This is a genomic window from Alphaproteobacteria bacterium (genome assembly GCA_002869105.1).
GTDB lineage: Bacteria > Pseudomonadota > Alphaproteobacteria > UBA7879 > UBA7879 > UBA7879.
On the sequence record PKTP01000007.1, the window covers coordinates 78,966 to 103,258 of the forward strand.

The window sequence follows — 24,293 nt, forward strand, 5'->3', positions numbered from 1 at the left end:
TCCAAAAAATATTCTAATAAAGTACGCTGCTTAGATAACCAAATACAATTAGTAGAAATGATTATTTTAATCTTATGGTGGAAATTTTGAGATAAGTCTTGATTTAAAGAGGGTGTGTTAATCTTAAAAAGTCAAGAAGGGAAAAGGTAGTTTAGGGATAGAAGGTTTGCAGGCCTTAAGAGTAAAAAGCTATAAATAGCGTTACCTGCAAATATATTTTATGGAGTTACATAGATCAGAGATCCATTTTTATACTGACAACAAGTTGCTAGCAGTAACATCCTTAGAAAGGAGGTGATCCAGCCGCAGGTTCCCCTACGGCTACCTTGTTACGACTTCACCCCAGTCGCTAATCTTACCGTGGTTGGCTGCCTCCAAAAAGGTTAGCGCACCAGCTTAAGGTAAAACCAACTCCCGTGGCGTGACGGGCGGTGTGTACAAGGCCCGGGAACGTATTCACCGCAGCATGCTGATCTGCGATTACTAGCGATTCCAACTTCATGCTCTCGAGTTGCAGAGAACAATCCGAACTGAGATGGTTTTTATGAGATTAGCTCCAGGTCGCCCCTTTGCTGCCCATTGTCACCACCATTGTAGCACGTGTGTAGCCCAACCCGTAAGGGCCATGAGGACTTGACGTCATCCCTACCTTCCTCCAGCTTATCACTGGCGGTCTCTTTAGAGTTCCCAGCATTACCTGTTGGCAACTAAAGACAAGGGTTGCGCTCGTTGCGGGACTTAACCCAACATCTCACGACACGAGCTGACGACAGCCATGCAGCACCTGTGTGAGGTCCAGCCGAACTGAAAGCCTAATCTCTTAGGCCGCGACCTCCATGTCAAGGGTTGGTAAGGTTCTGCGCGTTGCGTCGAATTAAACCACATGCTCCACCGCTTGTGCGGGCCCCCGTCAATTCCTTTGAGTTTTAATCTTGCGACCGTACTCCCCAGGCGGAGTGCTTAATGCGTTAGCTGCGATACCGAACTCATAGAGCCCGACATCTAGCACTCATCGTTTACGGCGTGGACTACCAGGGTATCTAATCCTGTTTGCTCCCCACGCTTTCGTACCTCAGCGTCAGTGTCTAGCCAGTAAGCCGCCTTCGCCTCTGGTGTTCCTCCTAATATCTACGAATTTCACCTCTACACTAGGAATTCCACTTACCTCTCTAGAACTCTAGCCCACCAGTATCAAACGCAATTCCCAAGTTGAGCTCGGGGCTTTCACGTCTGACTTAATGGGCCGCCTACGCACGCTTTACGCCCAGTAATTCCGAACAACGCTAGCACCCTCCGTATTACCGCGGCTGCTGGCACGGAGTTAGCCGGTGCTTCTTCTATCGGTACCGTCATCATCTTCCCGATTGAAAGAGTTTTACAACCCTAAGGCCTTCTTCACTCACGCGGCATCGCTGGATCAGGGTTTCCCCCATTGTCCAATATTCCTCACTGCTGCCTCCCGTAGGAGTCTGGGCCGTATCTCAGTCCCAGTGTGGCTGATCATCCTCTCAGACCAGCTATAGATCAAAGGCTTGGTAGGCCATTACCCTACCAACAACCTAATCTAGCGCGGGCTCATCTATTGGCGATAAATCTTTCCCCCGAAGGGCTTATGCGGTATTAGCTTTTGTTTCCAAAAGTTATCCCCCACCAATAGGTAGATTCCCACGTGTTACTCACCCGTTTGCCACTAAGTCATCAAGAGCAAGCTCTTGAGCTTCGTTCGACTTGCATGTGTTAGGCGTGCCGCCAGCGTTCGTTCTGAGCCAGGATCAAACTCTCAAGTTCATCTATCTTGATAACCAAGAAGATTTTCTCCTATCTCCAAAAAACTAAAATTGACGGATGTCACACAATTATGTGTACATCTTTAAAGTTTGTTAAAATCCAGAATTAACTGAAACTTTAACCTACCTTTTCCCTTCTTAACTTTTTCAATCAACAGTAAGTGATACCTATATAGCCAACGTCTCTTCACATTGCAAGACCTGATTCTTCAAAAATTGAAAAAATTTGTCCTAAAGCTTTAAAATATTTAGGAGTTGGAAGCTTGATCCATCATTTGCGTTAAAACAAAAGGTAATATGCCCCCAGAGCAATAGTAATCAAGCTCTTCTTGGGTGTCGATCCGACATATGACCGGCTGCTCAACCACAGCGCCATCTTGACAACAAATCCGTAAAATCAATTGGCGGCCCACCGTAAGTTTTTCCATCCCCTCAATATCAAAATGCTCCTGGCCCGTAATGGCGAGTGACTGACGCGTCACCCCCGCAGGAAAAGCCAACGGCCAAACCCCCATCCCAATTAGATTAGACCTGTGGATGCGCTCAAAGCTCTCGGCAACAATAGCTTTAACGCCTAAAAGAGCAGGACCTTTAGCAGCCCAATCCCTTGAAGAACCTGTGCCATACTCTTTGCCTGCAATCACAATTAAAGGAATATCCTTTTTGATATACATTATCGCCGCATCATAAATAGGCATCACTTCGGACACATTGTCTGGACCATACGTATAGCCCCCAATTGTGCCTAGCAGCATTTCATTTCGAATTCTAATGTTGGCAAATGTGCCCCACATCATTACTTCATGATTGCCGCGCCGCGCACCATATGAATTAAAGTCCTCAGGCAAAACACCTTTTTTCTGCAAATAAAGCCCGGCGGGACTATCCAGCTGAATAACTCCCGCCGGAGAAATATGATCGGTCGTAACACTATCCCCCAAAACAACCAGAGCACGTGCATGCACAATGTCTGATAATTTTTGGCCTTTATTTTTTTGCAGATCAAAATACGGGGATTTTTTTACATAGGTACTGCCCTCATCCCAGGAATATTGATCCGAGCTCCCTACATCTAATGAATCCCACTGCGCATCTCCCTTGAAGATTTTCTGATATCTTTCTTGATAAAACCGGGAGCATACAGCCCTTTCCATACATTTTTGGATTTCCTCTGGTGTAGGCCATAGATCCTTTAAATAAACAGCATTGCCAGACGCATCACAGCCAACTGCTTGACAGGTCAAATCAATATTAACGGTTCCAACCACTGCATACACAACCACCAACATTGGAGATGCCAAGTAATTCATTTGCGTCAAAGGGCTGATACGTCCTCCAAAGTTTCGGTTTCCCGAAAGAACAGAAGCAACCGTTAACTCTTGCTGCTTAATTTCATCCTCAATTTCAGGAGCAAGGGGACCCGCATTTCCAATGCATGTAGTACACCCATATCCCACTAAATTAAATCCAAGCTCATCCAGACTTTGTTGCAATCCAGCCCGGGCTAAATAATCCGTCACAACTTGCGAGCCTGGTGCCAAAGATGTTTTAACCCATGGCTTACTTTTAAACCAAGCTTACGGGCGTTTTGCGCAACCAACCCCGCCCCAATCATCGCAGCTGGATTGGATGTATTGGTGCAGCTAGTAATTGCAGCAATAACAACAGAACCATTTGCCAGACACGTTCCCTGAGACTTTTTCTTCTTTTCCTTGGTGATAATTTCTTGAAAGCTTTTCCCCACCTCAGACAAGCTCAATCTCTCTTGTGGACGCCGTGGCCCGGCCAAACTTGTTTCAACGTCCCCTAACTCAATACACAAATTGTGAAAATAAGTGGGTTCAGGATTTTCAGTAGACCATAGCAAGCTTTGGTTGCGGCAGTGTTCTTCAACAAATTGAACATGCGCTTCATCACGTCCCGTTAATCTCAGATAGTCTAGGGTTAGTTGATCAACTGGGAAAAACCCACAAGTCGCACCATATTCAGGTGCCATGTTCGCAATCGTTGCCCTGTCCGCCAACGTCAAGCAGTCTAATCCAGATCCATAAAATTCAACAAACTTACCAACAACATTAAATTTCCTCAGAATCTGGGTGATCGTTAAAACCAAATCTGTCGCTGTCACACCAGGCTGGAGGCTGCCATTCAGCTTAACACCGACCACCTCAGGGATCCGCATAGAATAAGGTTGACCCAACATGGCAGCTTCGGCCTCAATACCGCCAACGCCCCAGCCTAAAACACCCAGCGCGTTGATCATCGTTGTATGACTATCTGTTCCCACAAGCGTGTCCGGATATGAGATATTTTTCCCCCCGGTCTGTTCCGTCGTTACCACAGACGCTAAATATTCCAAATTTACCTGATGGCAAATACCGGCCCCGGGTGGAACAACACGAAAGTTTTTAAACGCTTTCTGCCCCCACTTTAAAAATTGATACCGCTCTTTGTTGCGTTGGTATTCATTCTTCTTATTTTCAGAAAAAGATATGTCCTGACCATATGAATCCACGATGATTGAATGATCAATCACCAGGTCAACATTAATGCCTGGGTTAATCATCTCTGGCTCCAATCCCCGATCAAAAACAGCATCCCGCAGAGTAGCTAGATCAACAATGGCGGGCACTCCGGTAAAGTCTTGCATTAAAATTCGGCTTGGAAAAAAGGGAATATCATCTTTGCCATTTTGAGAACAAATCAACTTTTCAAGCGCTTGAAGCCTTTGTGGGGCTCCATGGCTATTCCTGACGACATTCTCCATTAACACGCGGATGCAATAAGGAATGTTAGCTATATCCTGCCCAAAAAACTGCGCAATCGATTGAAGGTCATAACAGTAATAAGTTTCTTGACTGTGAGTATACTGCTTTAAAAAATCTTGTGGCTTGAACGTCTCCATTGTCTCCCTTTGGTAAATAACAGCTTTTACTCTAACAAAATTGATTGGTTTTAACCATGCTTGCGGATAAAAAACCAATGCCCTGAGCACAAAAAACATAAAATGCTCAGACAAAAGCGTTGATTATCTTGACGGAATGCTTTGAAAAAGGCATAACATTTTTGTCGGAGAGATGGCAGAGCGGTTGAATGCACCGGTCTTGAAAACCGGCAAGGGTGAAAGCCCTTCGTGGGTTCGAATCCCACTCTCTCCGCCATTTTATTTCCCATTCATAAGTTTAATTCTTGATTAGCACGCTAATATGTGGCAGTGTCTCAGCGTCTTAGCCGCCGTGGCTCAGTGGTAGAGCGCACCCTTGGTAAGGGTGAGGTCGAGAGTTCAATTCTCTCCGGCGGCACCACTCTTTTTCGATTTCAGAAAAAAAGCATAAAAAAGAACTGCACTTACAACAATCAAGCAATGTACAATCGGCAGCGCATATTGCGTTCCATTATGAAGCAAGCTAATGATAATCGATGCGATATTTCCCACCAAAAAATAACCGAGTGTGAAAACAGCTGAAACGGTCCCTGCCTGTTGTGGGTGTTTATAGGAAACACCATATATTGCATTCGGGCCCATCACCCCTCCCAAAAGCCCCATCAAGCTAATAAGAATTACATTCGAGACAAGTCCAAAGTAGCCAATTTCAGGACTGGTCAATTTTAGCAGCGCCATGATTAAGTAAAAAAATGCAACACTCACCCATCCTCTGAGCGCCCAGCGAATAATCAGTAAACTTTGCACCCCTTGGGAAAGCATCCGCTTTGAGAGAAATCCTCCCACAGCCGCCATCAAGGCAATACCTGCTCCTAAAATGCCAAACTGTCCTGAGCTAAAACCAAACAGTTGGATAAATAGAAAGCTTGTCTCTGAAGCATTGACCGTCGTCACCGCAAGAACACACCCCATAAGCAAAAAGAACCCAACAAACTCAGATCTTTAGAAAGCAAACGAATCACGGTTTTAAGCCTTACTTCAGCTGGTTTGCTGCTCTTGTTTTGCGTCTCTGCAACGCGAAGATAAAAAAATACTGTGAAAGCAGCTGAACACAAAAAAGAGAAAAGAAAAACCACTCTCCAATGAAAAACTTCATCAATAATGAAAAACTTCATCAATGATCCCGCCAAAGAAAGGGCCCAAAGCCGGCACAAGCGGAACCAGCATCCCCATCGTCGCATAGACACGTGCGCGTTTTTCGCCATGATAAACGTCCCGGGCTAAGGTTTGCACTAAAACCGATGCCGCACTTGATCCAATACCTTGCACAAACCGTCCAATAAAAAAGATCTCATAACTCCAAGAAATGAAGCATAAAAGAGAGCCGCCCAGAAAAATAATTGAACTGGCAATGAAAGCACTCCTTCTACCAAATTGATCAATCAAATATCCCCAAACAAGAAATGCCAAACAAACCGCTGTTAAATATACCGATAAAGAAAGCTGCACAACATTTGCCGACACCCCAAAATCAAGACTGATTTGTGGCAAAGCAGGCAAAATAATAGTGTCTGAAAGCCTTGACAAGCCTATAACTAAGACCAGTGTCAAAAGTGATGGAGATTTTAGGTTCTTCTTAAAAATATTAATAAAAGATACTCCTATCTTTGACTCAATATAATATTATCTTTTTTTTACTTTATCATAAGAGACTTCTTTGCGCAGATACAAAAAGGTTGGGATGTTGATCAACATCAAAAATCCTCCGGCAACATTCATAACAATCAGCGCATAAGATGCATCGTAAAAAGAAAAGAATGTAAAGGCAATAAGGGCATACACATAATACAAAGGTCGCCCGTATTGAGGCAAAACATATTCAGCAGATTTAAGTCCCGCACAAAGATATGGCAACAAGGTTGAATAACCCAAAGCAAACAAAAACACGGGCATAAAATAATCCATCAAAGGAAAATGCCGGCTCAAGGCAACTTGAACCATCTGCTCCCCTGGTATGTTTTCTGTCCAAACACCTGTCAATGTAATCAGCAAAACTGTGCATGTACAAACGATGAAAGTATCCAAGAAAATACCAAAAATCGTTAAGTTTGCCTGTCTTTTTGGGGATTTATCACGTGTTTCAGCTTGCATCATCGAGGCATATCCAATCCCGACATCGCCCGAATAGGCGGCGCTTGAAAATCCTTTTGCTAAAACCATTAGGAAGCTACTGCCTGCAAACCCGCCAACAGCAGCATGACCATTAAAAGCAGAGTAGAAAATGGTTTGAAGCAAATGAGGCACTTGATCAAGTGATCCAATGAGAATCCATAGTGTCATCGCCATAAACACCACCACAAAGCAGGGAATCAAAACACTACTAATTGCGCCAATTCGATTAACACCACCATAAACACCCCAGAAAACGGCCAGGATAAGGCCCACTGTTACCCAATGACCTGAAACATCAAAGTTTGTTGTTAAGGTTTGTTTAATGACAGAAAGCATAAAAATTTCAACGCCATAGATCGCCATAAGGATAGCAACTATGCTTGACAAAAAGCCCAATTTTGGAAAAGCTTTTTTAAGAATATACATGGGCCCACCCTCATAAGTTTTTCCCCTTTGCACTCTGTAGGTAATGCCCAAATACACCTCTGTATACTTGATAATCATACCCAACAACGCAACAACCCATATCCAGAGGAGCGCGCCCGGACCTCCAATCTTAATAGCAATTGAAATAGTCACTAAATTTCCAACACCAATACATCCACCTATAGAGGCAAAAAAGGCACGTAAAGATGAAACCCCCGGGCTATCTAAAGAAATTTTTTTCTCTAATTCCCGTTCAACTTTTGTAAAAGAGAGAACAAATTCCTTAAAAATTTGTGGAAAATTTGTGATTTGATACCATCTGGATCTAAAACTTAAGATGATGCCAGAAAGCAGAATGAAGGCCGTGCCAACATACCCCCACAAAAGCGTATTAAAAGAATCAAGAGCTTGGAAGAACAGATCAATCATTTTCTAATCATAAAAAAATTCAGCTCTCTTTTTATCATGGCTCTTAAATAAAAAAAACAAAAACCCTTCAGCGCCTTATAAAGCAAATTTATTTGGCAGGAAAACCTATGAATATGTAGTGTCAGAATGCTAGCATGTGAAGCTTATGACTTCCAAACACTCGAATCAACTGTCGTCATACCCCTATGTGAGTTTAAACGAGCTACTCGTTATTTCTCTTCCCTTGATGTTGGTAGCTTTCTCAACACAGTTCATGCTGTTCTGTGATCGCATGATTTTAACCAGCTATTCTACCCTTGCCATGAGCAGTGCTTGTAATGCTGGCACGCTTTTTTCTGCCTTTCAAATGGTCATGATCTCTATTGCCGGTATTGCAGAAATATTCGTGGGTCAATTTAATGGCCTTAAGAAATATAAATTTATTGGCATTCCCGTCTGGCAAATGATTTGGTTCTCGATTATTGCCGGCTGCTTTCTAATTCCCCTCGGCCTCCTCATGGCCCCCCACGTGTTAGCAAAAAGCTTTAGACTCGAAGGCCTTCCCTACTTCAACAACCTCATTTTGTTCCTCCCTCTACAAGGTATAGCAGCGGCTTTATCTTCCTTTTTTATCGGTCGAGGTCATGTTGCACTCATCACCACCGTTACAATCATTGGTGATCTGATCAATATTATTTTAGACATTATTCTCATTTTTGGTGTAGAAGGATATATCCCAAGCATGGGGGTACGGGGCAGTGCCATTGCAACAAATATTGCTCAATCCACCATCGTGATGATTCTTTTCTTTTATTTTTTACAGAAAAAAAACAAACTCCAGTTTGCCACCCATGCCTATCGCTACAATAAACAGTTCATGAAAGGATGCCTTAAATTAGGGATACCCAGTGCCGCTGCTCATTTTATTGAATATATGGCTTGGACTGTTTTATTTGTCATTGTGTCATGGGAAAGTGACGATCACGCAATTATATTAGCCATTGGCCAAAGTATTTTTTTAGTGTTTCAATTTATGTCAGAGGGTTTATGCAAGGCAATGACAGCTGTCATTTCAAACTTTATCGGCAGAGGCAAAAAGAAACTCATTCCAAAGTCCCTACTCTCTGCATTTTATATTCATATTTTTATTATGGCCCTTATTGCCATACCAACCTTTATTTTTCCTGAGGACGTGGTAAAGCTGTTCATTAAAAACGTAAGCTATGAACAATTCATAACCATGAAAAAAACCATTCATCAAAGCCTGGCATGGATTTGGCTTTACCTTCTGATTGATGGTTTTGTCTGGGTTATTATTGGGGTTCTAACGGCTGGGGGAGATACTCTTTTCATCCTGATAGCATCGGCCCTATCTGTCTGGTTTTCAGCCATATTATACCCGCCTACTTAATTGTACAATATAGCACCTGCTCATTGTCTGTCAGTTGGAAAATCACCGCATTTTTTGGCTTAGTGAACTTACTGATTTATGGGGGGCGCTACTTATCGGGTAAATGGATCAGTCTCAATCTCGCCCAAGATAATCAAGTCAAAAAATTCATTGAACGGTCAGTAACGTAAACTTAGCTAGACGCTGCAAAACGGACCCAAGATGATGGCAAGGCTAAATAATAAATACCGGCCAAAATAAATACAGCCGCGCCAATCCATAACAGCGCGTTGGTCCAACTCTTGTTCTTGGGAGCAATGTTATCATTGGCTGAAAGTTTCGAATGCTTAACTTTTTTCATAAAAGCATTCCTACGCAATGCGTTTTGAAATGTCAACGATCATTGATCTTGAGAAAAGAACGCTGCACAGGACCTTTGTACAACTGCCTTGGTCGCCCAATCCTCATATCAGAATCATCAATCATCTCAAGCCATTGCGCAACCCAACCCACCGTTCTGGCTAAACAAAAAAATACTGTGAACATACTTGTTGGTACATTCATCGCCCGCAAGATAATGCCAGAGTAAAAATCAACATTGGGATAGAGCTGACGTTCAATAAAATAATCATCTTCTAGGGCGATTCTTTCAAGTTCCATCGCCACATCAAGAAGAGGATCTTTAATGCCAAGATGGTGCAAAATCTCGTGCGTGCTCTCTCTTAAAACTTCTGCACGCGGGTCATAACTTTTATAAACCCGATGACCAAATCCCATCAGGCGTTCTTTCTTACTCTTAACGCGCTCTACAAAATCTGGGATATTTTCTTTTCGAGAAATTTTTTCAAGCATACGGAGAACCGCTTCATTTGCCCCACCATGGGAGGGGCCCCACAAAGCTGAAATACCCGCTGAAATACAGGCAAAAGGATTTGCTCCTGTTGATCCTGCCAAACGGACCGTGGACGTAGAGGCATTTTGTTCGTGATCGGCATGTAAAATAAAAATTTGATCCAGCGCTTTTGATATGACGGGATCAATTTCATATTTCTCTGCCGGCAGAGAGAGCATCATTTGAATAAAATTTGAGGTGTAATCTAAATCATTACGAGGATAAACAAACGGCTGACCAACTGAATACTTATAAGCCATTGCAGAGATGGTCGGAATTTTAGCAATCAAGCGATAGCATGAGCGAAGTCTATGATCAGGATTATTCATATCGAGGCTATCATGATAAAAAGCTGACAGTGCACCCACACCAGCTACCATGATCGCCATCGGATGGGCATCCCGCCTCTAAATCCGCTAAAAAAATTTCTAAATTGTTCATGGAGCAGCGTATGGCTTCTTATGGTGCCAACAAACTCATCGTTTTCGAGGCCATTGGGCAGCTCGCCAAACAAAAGTAAATAAGCGAGCTCCATGAATCGACAATTGCGAGCAAGATCTTTGATGTCATACCCTCGATACAGCAGTTCGCCTTTTTCACCATCAATAAAAGTAATGGCGGATTCACAGCTTGCAGTTGATAAAAAACCTGGATCAAAGGTGAACAAGCCAGTATCTCGATACAGCGTACGAATATCAATGGCTTTTGGCCCCGTGGAACCTTCTAAAATTCTGTATTCCCCTAAAGTTTTATCGTCAATGCCCCCTTCTTCAGAGCATTCTACTATTTTTATTTTTTTGTTCATCTGCAACCTCTTACTCAGTCTCAAGGGTAAGGAAAATCACAGACATCAGCAAGAAATTGTTTAAGTCATGATTTTCTGTTGCGTTCAATGATCAGGCTGACATACTCTTAAGGCATATTCATGGAGGGAGAAATGCGCAAACCATACACAAGCTTCACTATCATAGGTGTGTTGGTGTCAACTTTTTTAATAACGAATCCTGCCCACTCCCGCTCATCCAATCAAAGCACCTGCTCTCAAGCACTTGAAAATTTAGAGGTATTAGATCAAAAAGTACGCCATGAAACATTGCTTGAATCCATCGGCCTTCTCCTTGTGATGTCTAAACAAACACTGAGGGTACGGATTGAGCAGCTCTCCCAAAAAGAACTTGAGATGATTTTGCCAAGAATCGAGGCTGTTTCAAAAAGAATCAATACAGCGCAGACAAAGCAAGAAACACCGCCCAAAATTAAAAACGCCATTACCAGTGAACTTTTGGCCCGTTTAAAGTATATAAGCAACCGTATAAAAGAAGTTTTGAGGCAATATAAAACTGGTGAGCGTGGTGGCTCTACATCCAAGTATGGACATGCCGGGACATCCCAAAAGGCCAGGGGCAAACAACCCACACCGCCAACTCTTGCGCCTAAAAAAACCACGGAGACTCCGGCAAACCCTCAAAAGAAAAAAACAAAACCTTCCTGCCGACAAAAAGCTGATCAAGCTTGTAAAGAGCTAAGGGGAGAGAGCTACCTTACATCTGCCGTTATTAGAACAGTCAAAAATCCACCATCAAGTAGCGTGAAGTTTCAAACATACAACTTTAATCCCCAATTCTCTCGACAAGCTTTTTATATTCATCAGGATAAAAGCGACGACCTCAAGCCAGGCGATATTATTTGTGTTCTCAACACAAAAGATGTCTTGAATGCGCCCATGGCTTTATTTAGAAAAACAGACAAAAGATGTTAGAAAGAACAAGTTACTTTCTAACTGAAAACAGCTGCGATAAACCAACCATCAACCAACATAAGCTAACGATTGTGAAAAGCGCAACGAATGCCATTGAATGGCGAGCCAAGGCATTGTTTGAAATCCATGATTGGTAGATAGCACCTTGTTCTTGAACAAGTTTATCATGAAGGCCATCGGTGGCTTTTCGTATGTTCTTTTGCACTTCTTGATCATCGTGGTGCCGCATAGAAGACGAAGTAGTATCTTTCTGCAGTCCCAGATTTAATGCCATTTTAGTAAATTCTTCCAAGTGAACTTGGGCTTGCTCTATGATTTTTTCTTGTGTTTTAGTCACCGTCTCAGGGTAAGAGTGGATAAGATCCTTCAAATCCCTGATTTTTTTATCTAACGTTCGCTCAAAAGCTGGCGGATGGCTATTGACTTGATCAATCATCACAACAATCGCGCTCATCTTTTCTCGTATTTTTGTCGTAGGCTCAACCTGGTCAATATAATGAAGCACATGCAGCAGCTGATTATAAAGCGCCAGAAAATCTTGCCTCTTTCCCAGCCGATCTGCCTCACGAATAAATAAATTTTCTGTATATTGCACACTTGTGGCAACTGCCGCTGCAAGTAGAGTCAGCTCGTTCTTAAAACGCTCATCAAGTGAACTTTCAAGAATAGCTAAATTTTTTGTAAGCGTTTGATTCATGTCTTCAACCTTATGGATCAATTTATTTTGGGGCCGTTCTTGGTAAGCTGAGATCATAAAATCTTGCTTGATGGCAGCTGATTGAAAATCATAGAGGGTTTTCCTAACCTCATCGTAACGCCGGTAGGAGGAAAAAACCTGGGTAAATTTTTCAAAACTAAAGAGAGTGATAGCCGTTAAAGCAGCACTCCCAAGAAAAGCGACACATACGATGTAACGAAATTTTACAGATGTTTTATGACCAGCCAAAGGCGCCTCACTTCATTGATAGGTTTAAGATAACATGTTGTTCAAGTGGCAAAAACATAATTAATGATGCCTTCAAAAAAACAGGGGGATATAGTGATCAAACTGCCATGGCCTCGACACCCTCAAGCAAACGTATCACTTTTTCTCTTAAATTGACGTTTGCTAGCTCTCGTCCCTCTTGATTTTTCGCCTTCCAGTAACTTGGGTCAAACTGAAGGAAGAAGCTATCAATACACTTTGTCAGAGTCTCTAATTCTTCCTCTCCATCAACTGGTATTGTATATCCCCATTTAACCAATGCTTTTTTTGCCTCTTTAATAAGCTCTGGGGTCTCCATATTTTTAAATTTCTTAATGTGCACAACCTTGTTTTGATCCACAATAGTCACATATCCCAACTTATTAAGGTCCTCCCAGAAAAAGAGCGGTCCTGGATCTGTTTTGCGTCCAGGTGCTACCGTACTGTGTGCCAGAAAATGATCAACGCCATATTGTGTTTTTAAGTATTTTGTCAACGCAACAAGCGTTTCTTTTTGCTTGTCATTGTAGGGAACAAAAACATTAAAATTCCAATCCTTAGAAGGCTGTAACCCATTAGCATATCCAGGACAATGCACTTCAATGCCAATGGAAGAAGGATTCAAGCTTTTTGCAGCCACCCCACCCCACGAACTTTTACCAGCGTGGTAGGCCATGCGATCAGGTGACACAATCTCAATAACTGGAACACGTTCTGGATATCTGAGTTTTTGATGATGAATGTTCATTTCTTTCAAAAACTCTTTTCCGGACATCGTGGGAATAAAATAATGCGTGCTTACCTGATAGCCCGCGTTTCCAGTCAAAATATCCAAGCTTTGCCGCAGGCTTGTTCCCATGCAGTGAAATATCACTGCTTTTATCCCCTTATTTTTTAGCCGCTCTTCCTGAGCGCTTGGAAGCCCCGGAATTTTGATGACATCAAATTCAAGGCAATTAGAGGGAGGGGATGCAGCGCATAAGGAGCTAAAAAGCATGGCACTAAGAAAAGGGGTAACGATCCAATTTTTAAAAATCATTATAAACTCCAATAAATATCTAAGTTTAGATTGGTGAAAGGTGTCCCAATCATCATAAAATTATCTCTTGCGTATGCTCTTATTAATCGGCAATATAACTTAAAATTTCATAGGATAAAAATGATTAAAATGAAAAAAATTCTTCCTTTAGCTGTTGTAAGTGCCTTGGCATTTTCAGGGATACAAGCCTCTCCATTAGGAGAAAAGCAAAGTCAAAACCCAGTTGTTGCAAAAGTAGGTGATAAAAATATTTACTTTTTAGATGTGATCGAGCGTAAAAAGTCCATTCCTCAACTTGAATCTGCTGCGATTGATGCCGTGTATCAAGGCCTTGTACAGCAAATGGTTGCCGAAATGCTCCTGAAAGATGAGGTTGCAAAAAGCTCAATTGACAGCACACCAGAATACAAAGAGCGTGTTAAAAAATGCCAAGAAGCCGCCAAAATGCAACTCTTCGTTGAAAAGAAAATTGAAGAAATGGTGACTGATGAAAAACTCATGGACCTCTTTAATAAAGTGAAAAAAGAGTTCAAACCACAAGATGAAGTTGATGCACATCACATTCTTGTAGAAAATGAAGCAGCTGCATCAAAAGTTCTTTCACAACTTAAAAGTGGCTCTGACTTTGAAACGCTTGCTCGTGAAAAGTCAATTGATCCTTCTACTAAACAACGTGGTGGTAAGCTCGGATATTTCACAAAAGAAGTTGCAAAAGGTACTTTAGGTCCAAATTTTGCTGAAACAGTCTTCCTCTTAAAGCCAGGACATCACTCAAAAGTAAAATCTAAGTTTGGTTGGCATGTGGTTATGGTTAAAGACAAACGCAAGTCAAAACCACCTAAGTTCGAACAAGCGGCACCTCAACTTCGGATGCTCCAATCTCAACAATCTTTGTTGTCTTACATCGAAAAGTTGATGAAAGATAAGAAAGTGAAGCTATTCGATACCAAGGGTAAAGAAATTGAGTGGGACAAAAAAGACGCTACAGAAGCAGCGCCAGGAGCCATGCCCGCAAAATAAGCGAAGGCTCTCTCTCATAACCAAGGCACGGATTGATATTCGTGCCTTTTTTTTATTTTCCTTCACAACCCGTCCGAATACACTGCCCTGGACAACTTTTTAAAATATCTTCTTTCAAAGTCAGAGCAGACCTGGTAATTTTTAGTAAACTCAAAATACGGTCCATGATTAAATTAAATTCCTTTTTAATTGCTTTTCTCCTTCTCCTTGCCAGTTGTTCTTCCCATGAGGTTGAAAAACCAAAAGAAGGAACTGCCCTCAGTGCCCTTTATGACAAAGCCATGGACCACATGATTGTCGAAAAAGATTATAAAAAAGCAGCTAAGGCGTTTGAGAACGTTGAACGCTTCTACCCACTCTCGCCTTGGGCTATGAAAGCTCAACTCATGGCTGCCTATGCCTATTACGAATCGGGGCAGCACGAGCAAGCGATTGCCAATCTAGAAAACTTCCTTCAATCACAATCCAATAGTGACTATGCTCCCTACGCTCAATATCTCCTTGGGCTTTGTTATTACATTCAAATAACAGGGGTAGAGCGTGATCAAACCATGACATACAAAGCCCTCAAGGCTTTTCGAAAGGTGACACAAAAACATCCTAAAACCCTCTATGCGCGAGACGCGCGCCTGAAAATTGATTTGTGTAAAGAGCACCTTGCTGGTCAAGACATGGAAATTGGTCGATTCTACCTCGACAAAAAAATACCCACGGCTGCCCTACAGCGCTTCTTGCATGTTGTCCAAAGCCATCAGACAACATCTCATGCTGCTGAAGCCCTTTATCGATGTGTCGAGGTTTTCTTAACGCTCGGCATGAAAGATGAGGCTCTCAAACACGCGGCGATTCTTGGTTATAACTACCCTGGTAATAAATGGTATCAATCGACTTATAGTCTTCTCGATCACCATGATCTTATCAAGAAACATCAAATTCACCTTTCACAAAAAAAAGTAAAAGGGGCTTCGTCTTCGGAGACATAGATGCTCACAGCTCTCTCCATTCAAAATTTTGTTACCATCGAAAGCCAGATCATTGATTTCAAACCGGGATTTAACGTCATAACGGGTGAAACCGGAGCTGGGAAGTCTCTGGTTCTAAAAGCCCTCCAGTTTTTGTTTGGCGGCAAGCTGCCTATAACGGTCTTAAAAAAGAGTGATAGCTCCCTTCAAATTACCGGAACTTTTACCGCCGATAAAAAGCAAATCAATCTTTTAGCTGAAAGAGGCATTTCAATCACTGAAGGGGATCCTATTTTGATCCGTCGCACCCTTGCTCCTGATGGTAAAACACGCTGCTTCATCAATGACCAGATGAGCACAACAGCCACCATAAAAGATTTAGCCCCTCTCCTATTCTCTCTACAAAATCAATTTGATCAAGTTCTCAGTCCAGCAGCACAGCTCTCTGTCATGGACCGGGCTGGTGATCTCTCTGAGATTTGCCAGGATCTTCAGTCTGCCTATCAGGCCTGGACACAAGCTGTTCATACTTATACTCAACTCAAAGAAGAAAATGATAAGCGCCAACGAGAAAGAGAATTTATTGAAAAAGCGCACGAAGAACTTGAAAAGCTAGCAGTCCAAGACCATGAAGAAGATCATCTCCTAGAGCAGCGACAAAAGGCAAAAAATCAAGGACAAAACCATCAAATTCTTCAAGAATGTCTCTCTCTGCTCAATCCTGATGAAGGAAGTCAGCTTTGGTATAAGGTGAGCAAAAAGCTCTCTAAGCTCCAAACAACGCAAGAAGAGAGTGGCCTTGAAAAACATTTAGAGACCTTGATCGATTCGTATCAGGCGTTTAGCGAAGAACTTACCCAACAGGCCTATTTAAGCGCCCAAGATATGAGCTTGGATGCAGATCAAATAGAGCAAAGACTTCACTCTCTTCGATCGGCTAGTCGCAAATACAACTGTTCCATAGCTGATCTCCCAGAAAAGCAAGCTCACTTTGCAGAACAGGCACGTTTACTGCACGGTGGCACAAAAGATTTAAAGGCACAACAGCAACACGTACAGCAAACAAAACAACACTATAGAGAGTTGGCCGAAGATCTGAACGCCAAGCGCGTAAAAGTTGCTAATCATCTGTGCCAACTTGTCGAGAAAGAACTGCCCCAACTCATGTTGGAAAAGCTTAAACTCAAAGTTTCCAATGACCCTCTCCCAGAAAACCAGTGGTCTAGTAACGGCATGTATAAAATCCAACTCATGGTTCAGCCGAATGTGGATGCGCCCTTCACTCCCCTCGACCAAGCAGCATCCGGCGGAGAGCGTTCACGCTTGTTTTTAGCATTCGAAAAAGTAAGCGCCCATCTTAAACAGTGTCCTACGCTGTTTTTTGATGAAGTTGACAAAGGTGTTGGGGGTGCCGTTGCCCATGCCGTTGGTCATTGTTTGCTATCGATTGGACAACACCATCAGGTTATTGCCATTAGCCACGCCCCCCAAGTTGCCGCTCTTGCAGATCACCACATCCTCGTTGAAAAACATCACTACGCCGATAAAACAATTAGTCGCACACAAGCAGGCCTTGACCCAGAAACAAAGTTGGCTGAAATTTCACGGATGCTCTCTGGAAAAACTGTCACTGTTGAAACAACTGCAGCTGCTCAATCTCTTATCGCACAAAAACAATGACACCTTCTAAGCAAGAAATAAGACAAAAAATCGCTCAGTTAAGTGAAGATATTTTTCATTACGATCAGCTCTATTACACTGGGAATCCCATTGTGTCTGACGCTGTTTATGATGCGTTGTGTCAAGAATTAGAGGAACTGGAAAAGCGCTATCCTGCTTTCATTCATCCCCTAAGTCGACAAAATCGGGTGGGAACACCCGTAGAAAAAAACAAGTTTTCACCTGTTCAACACATGCGTCCAATGCTGTCTTTGGATAACATGTTTACGGCGAGCGAAATCAGCACCTTTCAAAAGCGTCTCAATCGATTTCTAAAACGTGATGAAAAGTGCACCCTTGAATTTTATACAGAATTAAAAATTGATGGGTTATCCGTCGCCCTAACCTATGAAAATGGATTTCTGATCCGGGCCGCAACGCGGGGTGATGGTCAAGTCGGAGAAAACATAACAGACAATGTTAAAACCATTGGGAACATCCCCCATATCTTGTCTGGAAATTACCCAACCGAGCGGCTGGAAATCCGCGGGGAAGCTTATTTTCCAAAAAGTGATTTTGAAATCTTTAACGAAAAGCAACGACAACAAGAAGGCCAAATCTTTGCAAACCCGCGCAATGCTGCTGCTGGATCACTTCGTCAACTTGACAGCCACATCACGGCAAAGCGCTCTCTCAAGTTTTTTGCTTATGATCTCGTCCTCCCTGGGGCACAACAGCATGAAACACAAGCAGATGTGATCAAAAATCTAAAAGTGTGGGGGTTAGACGTTATTCCAAAGCCCCTATGTTCCTCCCATCCTGAAGCAATTGAAAAATACTATGATCAAATCAATCAAAGTCGCGCCTCTTTTGATTTTGATATCGATGGCCTCGTGCTTAAAGTAAACGATATTTCCCTTCAAAAAGATCTGGGGTTTGTTGCCAGAGCTCCCCGCTGGGCAGTCGCGTTGAAATTTCCCGCAGAGGCCGGAGAAACAACCCTAGAATCCATTGATATACAAGTCAGTCGAGCGGGCGTTTTAACGCCAGTTGCTCGATTGTCTCCTGTTCTTTTAAATGGCACCATCGTCAAAAATGCCACCCTTCATAATGCTGATGAAATCAGCCGGAAAAACTTGCGTATTGGCGATAAAGTTTTGGTTGAACGTTCGGGAGATGTGATCCCAAAAATCATTCACGTTATACCTTCTCAGCAAAAACGTGCAGATCCTTTCTTGTTTCCAACGACTTGCCCTGAATGTCATAGCCCTGCTTTGCAAGAGCCAGGTCAAGCGGCCATCCGATGCACAGGGGGGTTTGAATGCCCAGCCCAGCAACGCGAAAAACTGAAACATTTTGTTTCAAGAAAAGCATTTGATATCGATGGCATGGGTGAGAAGAATATTGAATACTTCTGGAATCGGGGCGATCTTAAAACCCCCCTCGATCTCTTTTTTTTAGAAGAAAGAGATCAAACCTCTCTGACGCCTCTCCGCACTCAACCTGGCTGGGGACGTAAATCTGCCAACAATTTATTCCAATCCATTGAAGATAAAAAAAATATTTCTCTGGATCGTTTTATCTACGCTTTAGGCATTCAATTTATTGGTCAAGAAACGTCTAAGCTGATCGCACAGCATTATCAAACAGCCCTAACCTGGTTTGAATCAATGGAATGCCTTGTCCAGGAATCCAGTGACACCGATGAACAAAGTAAGCGCCTCCTGAGCATAGATGGGATTGGCCCAAAAGGCGTTGTAAGTTTAAAAGCATTTTTCAGCCTTTCCAAAAACGCGTCCTTGGTTTCAGATCTGATATCAAGTCTCTCGATCAAATCATTGCATGAGTCAACTGAACCATCGAAACTAGGCTCTTTGGACGGTCAAACATTCTTGTTTACAGGAACACTCAGCATACCGCGCTCAGAGGCAGAAAAACGGACTCAGATGCACGGAGGGAAAATTGCAACCTCTCTCTCGGCCAAAACATCATATCTTGTTGTTGGAGACAAACCTGGAAGCAAGGTTGCCAAAGCTCAATCCCTAGGCATCCCCTGTTTAACAGAAGACGCGTGGCAAGAATTACTTGAAAGTTAGAAGTTTCACTCTGCCTCTAACATCAAAAATCCTTTATCTTGCTTACAAAGCTCTTGAACAACGCAGTCTAAAATCTCACAGCTTTTCTGATCCAATCCCGAATATGGCGCTACCATAATATAGAGTTTTGTCCGCGCTCGCAGCAAGCCTTGAATAAGTGCCAACTTCTGAGCCTGTCCCTTTGACACCGACATCAAAGAGCGGGTGAGAAGAATCTCAGGCACAGAAAAAATATGCATCCAGTCATACACTGTCTTCCAAAACTGTTCAGCGGATTTTTCTTTTTGAGATTCAAACAGCATCTTAAAATAATCTAAAAAAGAAACATCTTTAGAAAAAACATGGTGTGCTTGGGGCAGAAACACAACATGCTGACGAATTTCTTCAGAGGCAGACTTTGTAAGACCTTCAAGGATATCAGTGCCACATATTTGCAAACTGCTGGTCTGGGATAAAATGGATCGATCTATTTTTTGCGTTAATACAGCCTGAATAATACCATCTAAAATCAGGGGTTTGAGGGTTAACGGAATACGTCTCTTTTCCCCAGCCCGCACCATGATATTGGGGTGGTTTTTTTTATTCATGGGATGCCATTCAAGGCAAAAAAGGATCTGGTGGTTTTTTGTCTTCCTTTCTGGAAGTGCAAAATTTTTTCCACGCTCCTTTTTATTTCCCTGAGGCGTCATAGGCACAATTTTTTGATCACTGATGGTTACGCTTCTATGACACCAAGCCAGAACGTCTGGATGATGACTGATACATAAAATACCAATACGTGAACGGCATAGCTGCCGGCTGAATTCTTCTAAAATCACAGATCGCCACGCCAGGGGCAGACCCTCAAAAGGCTCATCTAAAATAATCAGGCCCGCTGATTGTCTAAGCGCTCGCACCAAAAGGCCAAGTCGAATGCCCTCTCCAGACTTACACAGAACATATGTTAAAAGAGATTTCCCATCTCTGAAATCCAACTTTTTTGCAAGATCTTCAAACCAATGGCGATGGGTTTTGATAATCTTTTGAAGTTCTGTTTTGACATAGCAGTGAATGGAGACATCATAATTCAGTGTATAGCCCGGGCAATAAAAAGTTACCTGTTTCAACACAGCGCGCCACTCAGCCTTGGAAGTATCCATCAAGGATTGATTCATTATTTTTAAGCGGCTGCTTTTTGCTTCCAGAATCCCTAAAATACAATGGCATAAGGTTGTTTTACCGGTGCCGTTTTTTGCCCAAAGTCCAACAGCTTCACCGGGATATATTTCCAGCGAAGCACCGTCAAATAAAGGGGCTGAAATTTTGTTTTCACGCCATCCAAAGTGCAAATCCTCAAGGCATAAAATGGGTTCAAGTGAAGCATTATTTTTCATTGATACCTCTCCTCTGCCTTATTACCCTCAGACACCACTGAGAAGCTGAGCAAAATAAAGGGCACCAAAACAATCAAGAGCCCCCCAAGGCCACCTAGTAAAATCCACGGCGCATATAAATTATCTTTTCCCTCAGCCACCAAAGAGCCAAGGCTCATACTGGTTCCTAAAAAAGAATACCCCAAAAAATCCATAATGGTTAGGGTGTTAAAAAGAGAAACCGCCAACGTTGGCACTTTAGGAATCAAGGCTTTAAAAATATTGGGGATAAAATAGCGCCTGATAATTGATAAATCGCTTATGCCATTCATCTGGGCAAGTAACACAGGCATCGTCAAACGATACGACATTGCCAGCCCTTGTGAAACCTGCGCACATAAGGGCCATTTAAAGAGCAATATTAGAACCAAAAAAGATCCCCAAAAAAGCCAATGGTAATAGCCTAAAATAACCAGCACCATGAGCAAGGGAATGCTATTAACAATCTCAATGATGCGCAACATCGGCACCCAAAAATTCAATCGGCAGAAGTAACCAAAAACAATGCCCAGTGTTACTGAAAAGAAAAACACCAAAGAAACTGTTACCGTCAAAAACCAAAGCGTTTGGATAATACTTTTTGCCAGAATAAAGCTGATGTCGAATCCATTGGTTGTTGTCCCTAACAAATACGCAGCTGAAGGAGGCTGAGGGTGAAAGGCTAGACAACCACTTTCTGTAAAACCAGCCATCCAAAGTAAGCAAACGCCATTAATCAGCAAGAAACTGATAAGCGTACTGCGCATTCTTTTCTGATATGGAAAGAAAAATTTCATAGCTTGACCTGTTCATAGGTTGGAACAAGAGCTCTTAAGATGAAATTGAAGGCAATACTTATGACTGAAAACAAAAGGAAAATCGCCATGAAAAGATCAAAATCACCAGAAATAATTGCGCGATACCCCAAGAAACCCATTCCAGGGAGGGAGAATATAATCTCTACCATAAAACCATAAGTAAAAATCAGGAAAACAAAATCATTCACAACGCGCCACAACAAGGTTGACAGCAAATATCGGCTCTCGCTTAGCCAAAAAATTTGGTTTTTGGAGCGCCCATGCCCCCTCCAAAACAGGTGGTTCTGAAGGCGAGAATCTACCGCTATCATGCCTACAAAATATAAAAATACTTTTGGGGTATAAGCAAAGAACAGCGTGAGTATCGGCAGAATAAATTTTTGAGAGGCGTTCCAAAACAAATCCCATCTATCAAGGCGTAGATCGTTAATAAGGGGTGGGCTCTCTAGAGGGAAAAGCCCAGAATCTTGATTGCTGGCAAACACAATCACAAGCAGCAAGGCCACAAATAATTTTGGTAATGACTGCAGAACAGACAGAGCACCATACAAAAATTTCCTCCCCATTGACCCAGAGATAAAGTAAATCCAAGCTATCAGAAAAGCCCCGCCATAACTTAGCAGCAAAGACAAACTGCTCAGGGTCAAAGAGACAATCAGCGCATCTTGTATGACATCAATGACAGGTACATCATATAACTGACTTCTACCAAAATCCCCTGTAAAAATGCGCGTTAAAAAATGACCGTATCCTTGAAATAGTGACTGTTTTAACGCAGGCGCCTGATCATACTGAGCGGTGGTCAGGATCTCTTGAGAGGCAAAAAAATCATCGGGCTTTACGGGCGCATACTGAATAAGAATAAAGTTGATGAAACTAGCTACCCCCAATGAAAGCAGTGTCCAAAAGAGACCCCGTACTATCCGCCATAAAACCGTTGAGTCATACCATGTTATCTTCATGCTGCCACACACCAATGATCAATATCCGATTGGCCGATGGTGGCCTCAGGAATTTTAACTTTAAGCCAACTTGCATAATCAATCTTAGATCGAAACCACATGGGGATAAAGTAGGCATTTTGAAAAGCCCATTGGTTAAAGACACTCAGATATAATTTTTCCTCAAAATCTGTTGGCGCGCTTTGAATTTTTTTCAAAAGTAATCTTAAAGTTTCTCTTTCAAATGACTGGTTCGTGTCAACAGCTCTTAGAATAAAGTCTCCTAAACTTTTGGATATAGAAGGCCAATCTACGCCGGATATTTGAGGAACAACAATCATGTCATAAGCCCCCGTTTGGAGGCGCTTGAAGTATTCTCCTGGTGTGGTCATTTGAATGATCAGATCAATGTTGTATTTTTTCAACTTCATTTTCCACGGCTCTAATATTTTTTTATGAGCAGGAACAAGGGCGACCATAATTAACTGCACGGGCCTTTCTAATCTTGATGTAACAATGGAATTTTTTGATTCTTCAAGGGCAATGCCCATTTCATGAATTAAATCTTGACTCTTTTCTTGGTGGTTTTTGGAAAAATCAATGATCTTCGCATCAAAGAACAAGCTTGGAAGATATGAATAACTGTCAAAATAGCAAGTGTGATTAAGCTGCTGAAAGTCAAAAGAGCTTTGTAAAAGACGGCGAACGCTGAGGTTTTTGAGTGCAGGCTTTCGGGTATTTAAAAATATCCCCCCCGCCTTTAAGGTTTGATCATTCCTGACCGTCTTCTTTTCTACTTTCCCCTGGCGAACCGCGTCAAAATCATATCGATGGTGCCACCATTGTGGATTTAGTTCGCGCCGAAGCAGGTATTTCTTTTGCCGAAAAGCCCGATAATTCATCTCTGGATTTGGAATATAAAAATAACTCATCCTCTCAAAGTTATAGCGGTTCGTATGAAACCAAAGTGAATTTCCCCACCAATTGGGGCGTTTTTTATACTGCACATAATTGATTTTATGAAAGTGTTCAACTTCATATGGCCCACTGGTGATTGGTTTCTTAAGCTGCTCCCTTGAATTCAAGTCAGGCGCTTTAAAAATTGGCAGCCACCCGATTTTAAATTTTTGCTCTGCTGACAACGCTTGATTGACCTTCGTATGAAATCGGATCTTCTGGTCATCTAAAAGAGTAAATTCAACAGATTCCAACCCCTCTCTGAGATCTCTTTTTCCCTTCTCTTTAATCACTGCAAAACTGGCCGCAACGTCCTGAGTGGTAATCGAGCTACCGTCTGAAAAAGTCGCCCCGTCACGAAGCGTAAAAGTAACAGATGAACCATCTTGCTCATATTCTTTTGCCACATAAGGATACAAGTTCTTCTCATCATCCAACGGTTGAAACATTAAGGTGGCATAAAGGCGTTCACTTCCCTCTGCGGGCCATGCATTTCTGATAAAGGGATTAAAGCTATTGAAGTCGATTTTTGGAGAGGCCAAACTGATGCTACCACCTTGAATAGCTTCGTCTAGAACATAACTCAACCGATCACTGGCTGCATCATACTTAGCCTTTGGCGCAGATGGCAAACTCAGAACCGTCTGCCCCAAGGCAGCATTCAAAGAGAAAAATAAAAAAACAACACTTAAAAAACGCACGCGTTCTCTCCAACAACTCTGTTTGTG

General features: G+C 42.4%; 16 protein-coding genes, 2 tRNA genes, 1 rRNA gene and 2 pseudogenes. 8 read left to right on the forward strand and 13 right to left on the reverse strand.

What is annotated here, in order from left to right; genetic code table 11:
* Positions 1-282: 282 nt before the first annotated feature.
* Positions 283-1,788: ribosomal RNA gene (locus tag C0582_03470) — 16S ribosomal RNA — on the reverse strand.
* A gap of 247 nt (positions 1,789-2,035) precedes the next feature.
* Positions 2,036-4,692, reverse strand: a pseudogene (gene acnA / locus C0582_03475) (aconitate hydratase AcnA).
* 166 nt (positions 4,693-4,858) lie between these two features.
* Here acnA and C0582_03480 point away from each other — a divergent pair.
* Together C0582_03480 and C0582_03485 are read left to right on the forward strand one after the other, a co-directional pair.
* Positions 4,859-4,948: transfer RNA gene (locus C0582_03480), tRNA-Ser, on the forward strand.
* 69 nt (positions 4,949-5,017) lie between these two features.
* Positions 5,018-5,092: transfer RNA gene (locus tag C0582_03485), tRNA-Thr, on the forward strand.
* Here C0582_03485 and C0582_03490 read toward each other — a convergent pair.
* Genes C0582_03490 through C0582_03505 form a run of 4 tightly spaced genes read right to left on the reverse strand, consistent with a single transcriptional unit; the run spans position 5,071 to position 7,698 of the window.
* Positions 5,071-5,643, reverse strand: coding sequence for a hypothetical protein (locus tag C0582_03490; protein PLX29603.1), 573 nt, complete (start codon positions 5,641-5,643; stop codon positions 5,071-5,073). The two genes, C0582_03485 and C0582_03490, sit on opposite strands and share 22 nt — an antisense overlap.
* Positions 5,622-5,846 carry a hypothetical protein gene (locus C0582_03495; GenBank protein PLX29604.1) on the reverse strand — a complete coding sequence of 75 codons (225 nt, stop codon included), beginning with the start codon at positions 5,844-5,846 and terminating at the stop codon, positions 5,622-5,624. Before C0582_03495 ends, C0582_03490 begins: the two co-directional genes overlap by 22 nt.
* Positions 5,827-6,348: a hypothetical protein gene (locus C0582_03500; GenBank protein PLX29605.1), complete on the reverse strand. Its 522-nt coding sequence runs from the start codon at positions 6,346-6,348 to the stop codon at positions 5,827-5,829. Before C0582_03500 ends, C0582_03495 begins: the two co-directional genes overlap by 20 nt.
* A 6-nt stretch (positions 6,349-6,354) precedes the next feature.
* Entirely contained in the window at positions 6,355-7,698 is a 1,344-nt protein-coding gene (locus tag C0582_03505; protein ID PLX29606.1) for a sodium/alanine symporter protein, read from the reverse strand.
* A 145-nt stretch (positions 7,699-7,843) separates the two neighbouring features.
* Here C0582_03505 and C0582_03510 point away from each other — a divergent pair, with 145 nt between their 5' ends.
* Complete coding sequence (locus tag C0582_03510) at positions 7,844-9,088, forward strand: hypothetical protein (protein ID PLX29607.1); 1,245 nt, start codon at positions 7,844-7,846, stop codon at positions 9,086-9,088.
* A gap of 372 nt (positions 9,089-9,460) precedes the next feature.
* Here C0582_03510 and gltA read toward each other — a convergent pair.
* Positions 9,461-10,764 (reverse strand): annotated as a pseudogene (gene gltA / locus C0582_03515) (citrate (Si)-synthase).
* Positions 10,765-10,884: 120 nt separating this feature from the next.
* Here gltA and C0582_03520 point away from each other — a divergent pair.
* Positions 10,885-11,718 (forward strand): hypothetical protein, encoded by an 834-nt coding sequence (locus C0582_03520; protein ID PLX29608.1) that lies wholly within the window; start codon positions 10,885-10,887, stop codon positions 11,716-11,718.
* Between the two features lie 10 nt (positions 11,719-11,728).
* On the opposite strand, the gene C0582_03525 is transcribed toward C0582_03520, so the two are convergent.
* Complete coding sequence (locus C0582_03525; protein PLX29609.1) at positions 11,729-12,664, reverse strand: hypothetical protein; 936 nt, start codon at positions 12,662-12,664, stop codon at positions 11,729-11,731.
* A 97-nt stretch (positions 12,665-12,761) separates the two neighbouring features.
* Positions 12,762-13,721 carry a hypothetical protein gene (locus C0582_03530; GenBank protein PLX29610.1) on the reverse strand — a complete coding sequence of 320 codons (960 nt, stop codon included), beginning with the start codon at positions 13,719-13,721 and terminating at the stop codon, positions 12,762-12,764.
* Positions 13,722-13,841: 120 nt separating this feature from the next.
* Here C0582_03530 and C0582_03535 point away from each other — a divergent pair, with 120 nt between their 5' ends.
* From C0582_03535 to C0582_03550, 4 genes are all read left to right on the forward strand, one after another.
* Complete coding sequence (locus C0582_03535; protein ID PLX29611.1) at positions 13,842-14,741, forward strand: hypothetical protein; 900 nt, start codon at positions 13,842-13,844, stop codon at positions 14,739-14,741.
* A 164-nt stretch (positions 14,742-14,905) separates the two neighbouring features.
* Positions 14,906-15,724: an outer membrane protein assembly factor BamD gene (locus C0582_03540; GenBank protein ID PLX29612.1), complete on the forward strand. Its 819-nt coding sequence runs from the start codon at positions 14,906-14,908 to the stop codon at positions 15,722-15,724.
* Positions 15,725-17,383 carry a hypothetical protein gene (locus C0582_03545; GenBank protein ID PLX29613.1) on the forward strand — a complete coding sequence of 553 codons (1,659 nt, stop codon included), beginning with the start codon at positions 15,725-15,727 and terminating at the stop codon, positions 17,381-17,383.
* Positions 17,380-19,458: a DNA ligase (NAD(+)) LigA gene (locus tag C0582_03550; GenBank protein ID PLX29614.1), complete on the forward strand. Its 2,079-nt coding sequence runs from the start codon at positions 17,380-17,382 to the stop codon at positions 19,456-19,458. The genes C0582_03545 and C0582_03550 overlap by 4 nt, the downstream gene beginning before the upstream one ends.
* A 5-nt stretch (positions 19,459-19,463) precedes the next feature.
* Here the strand turns inward: C0582_03550 and C0582_03555 are convergent, their stop codons facing one another.
* Genes C0582_03555 through C0582_03570 form a run of 4 tightly spaced genes read right to left on the reverse strand, consistent with a single transcriptional unit; the run spans position 19,464 to position 24,266 of the window.
* The gene (locus C0582_03555) at positions 19,464-20,831 is read right to left on the reverse strand and encodes a hypothetical protein (protein ID PLX29615.1); all 1,368 of its coding nucleotides are present in this window, start codon (positions 20,829-20,831) and stop codon (positions 19,464-19,466) included.
* Positions 20,828-21,646 (reverse strand): hypothetical protein, encoded by an 819-nt coding sequence (locus C0582_03560; protein PLX29616.1) that lies wholly within the window; start codon positions 21,644-21,646, stop codon positions 20,828-20,830. The genes C0582_03555 and C0582_03560 overlap by 4 nt, the downstream gene beginning before the upstream one ends.
* The gene (locus C0582_03565; protein PLX29617.1) at positions 21,643-22,629 is read right to left on the reverse strand and encodes a hypothetical protein; all 987 of its coding nucleotides are present in this window, start codon (positions 22,627-22,629) and stop codon (positions 21,643-21,645) included. Before C0582_03565 ends, C0582_03560 begins: the two co-directional genes overlap by 4 nt.
* Positions 22,626-24,266 carry a hypothetical protein gene (locus tag C0582_03570; protein ID PLX29618.1) on the reverse strand — a complete coding sequence of 547 codons (1,641 nt, stop codon included), beginning with the start codon at positions 24,264-24,266 and terminating at the stop codon, positions 22,626-22,628. The genes C0582_03565 and C0582_03570 overlap by 4 nt, the downstream gene beginning before the upstream one ends.
* Positions 24,267-24,293: the final 27 nt, after the last annotated feature.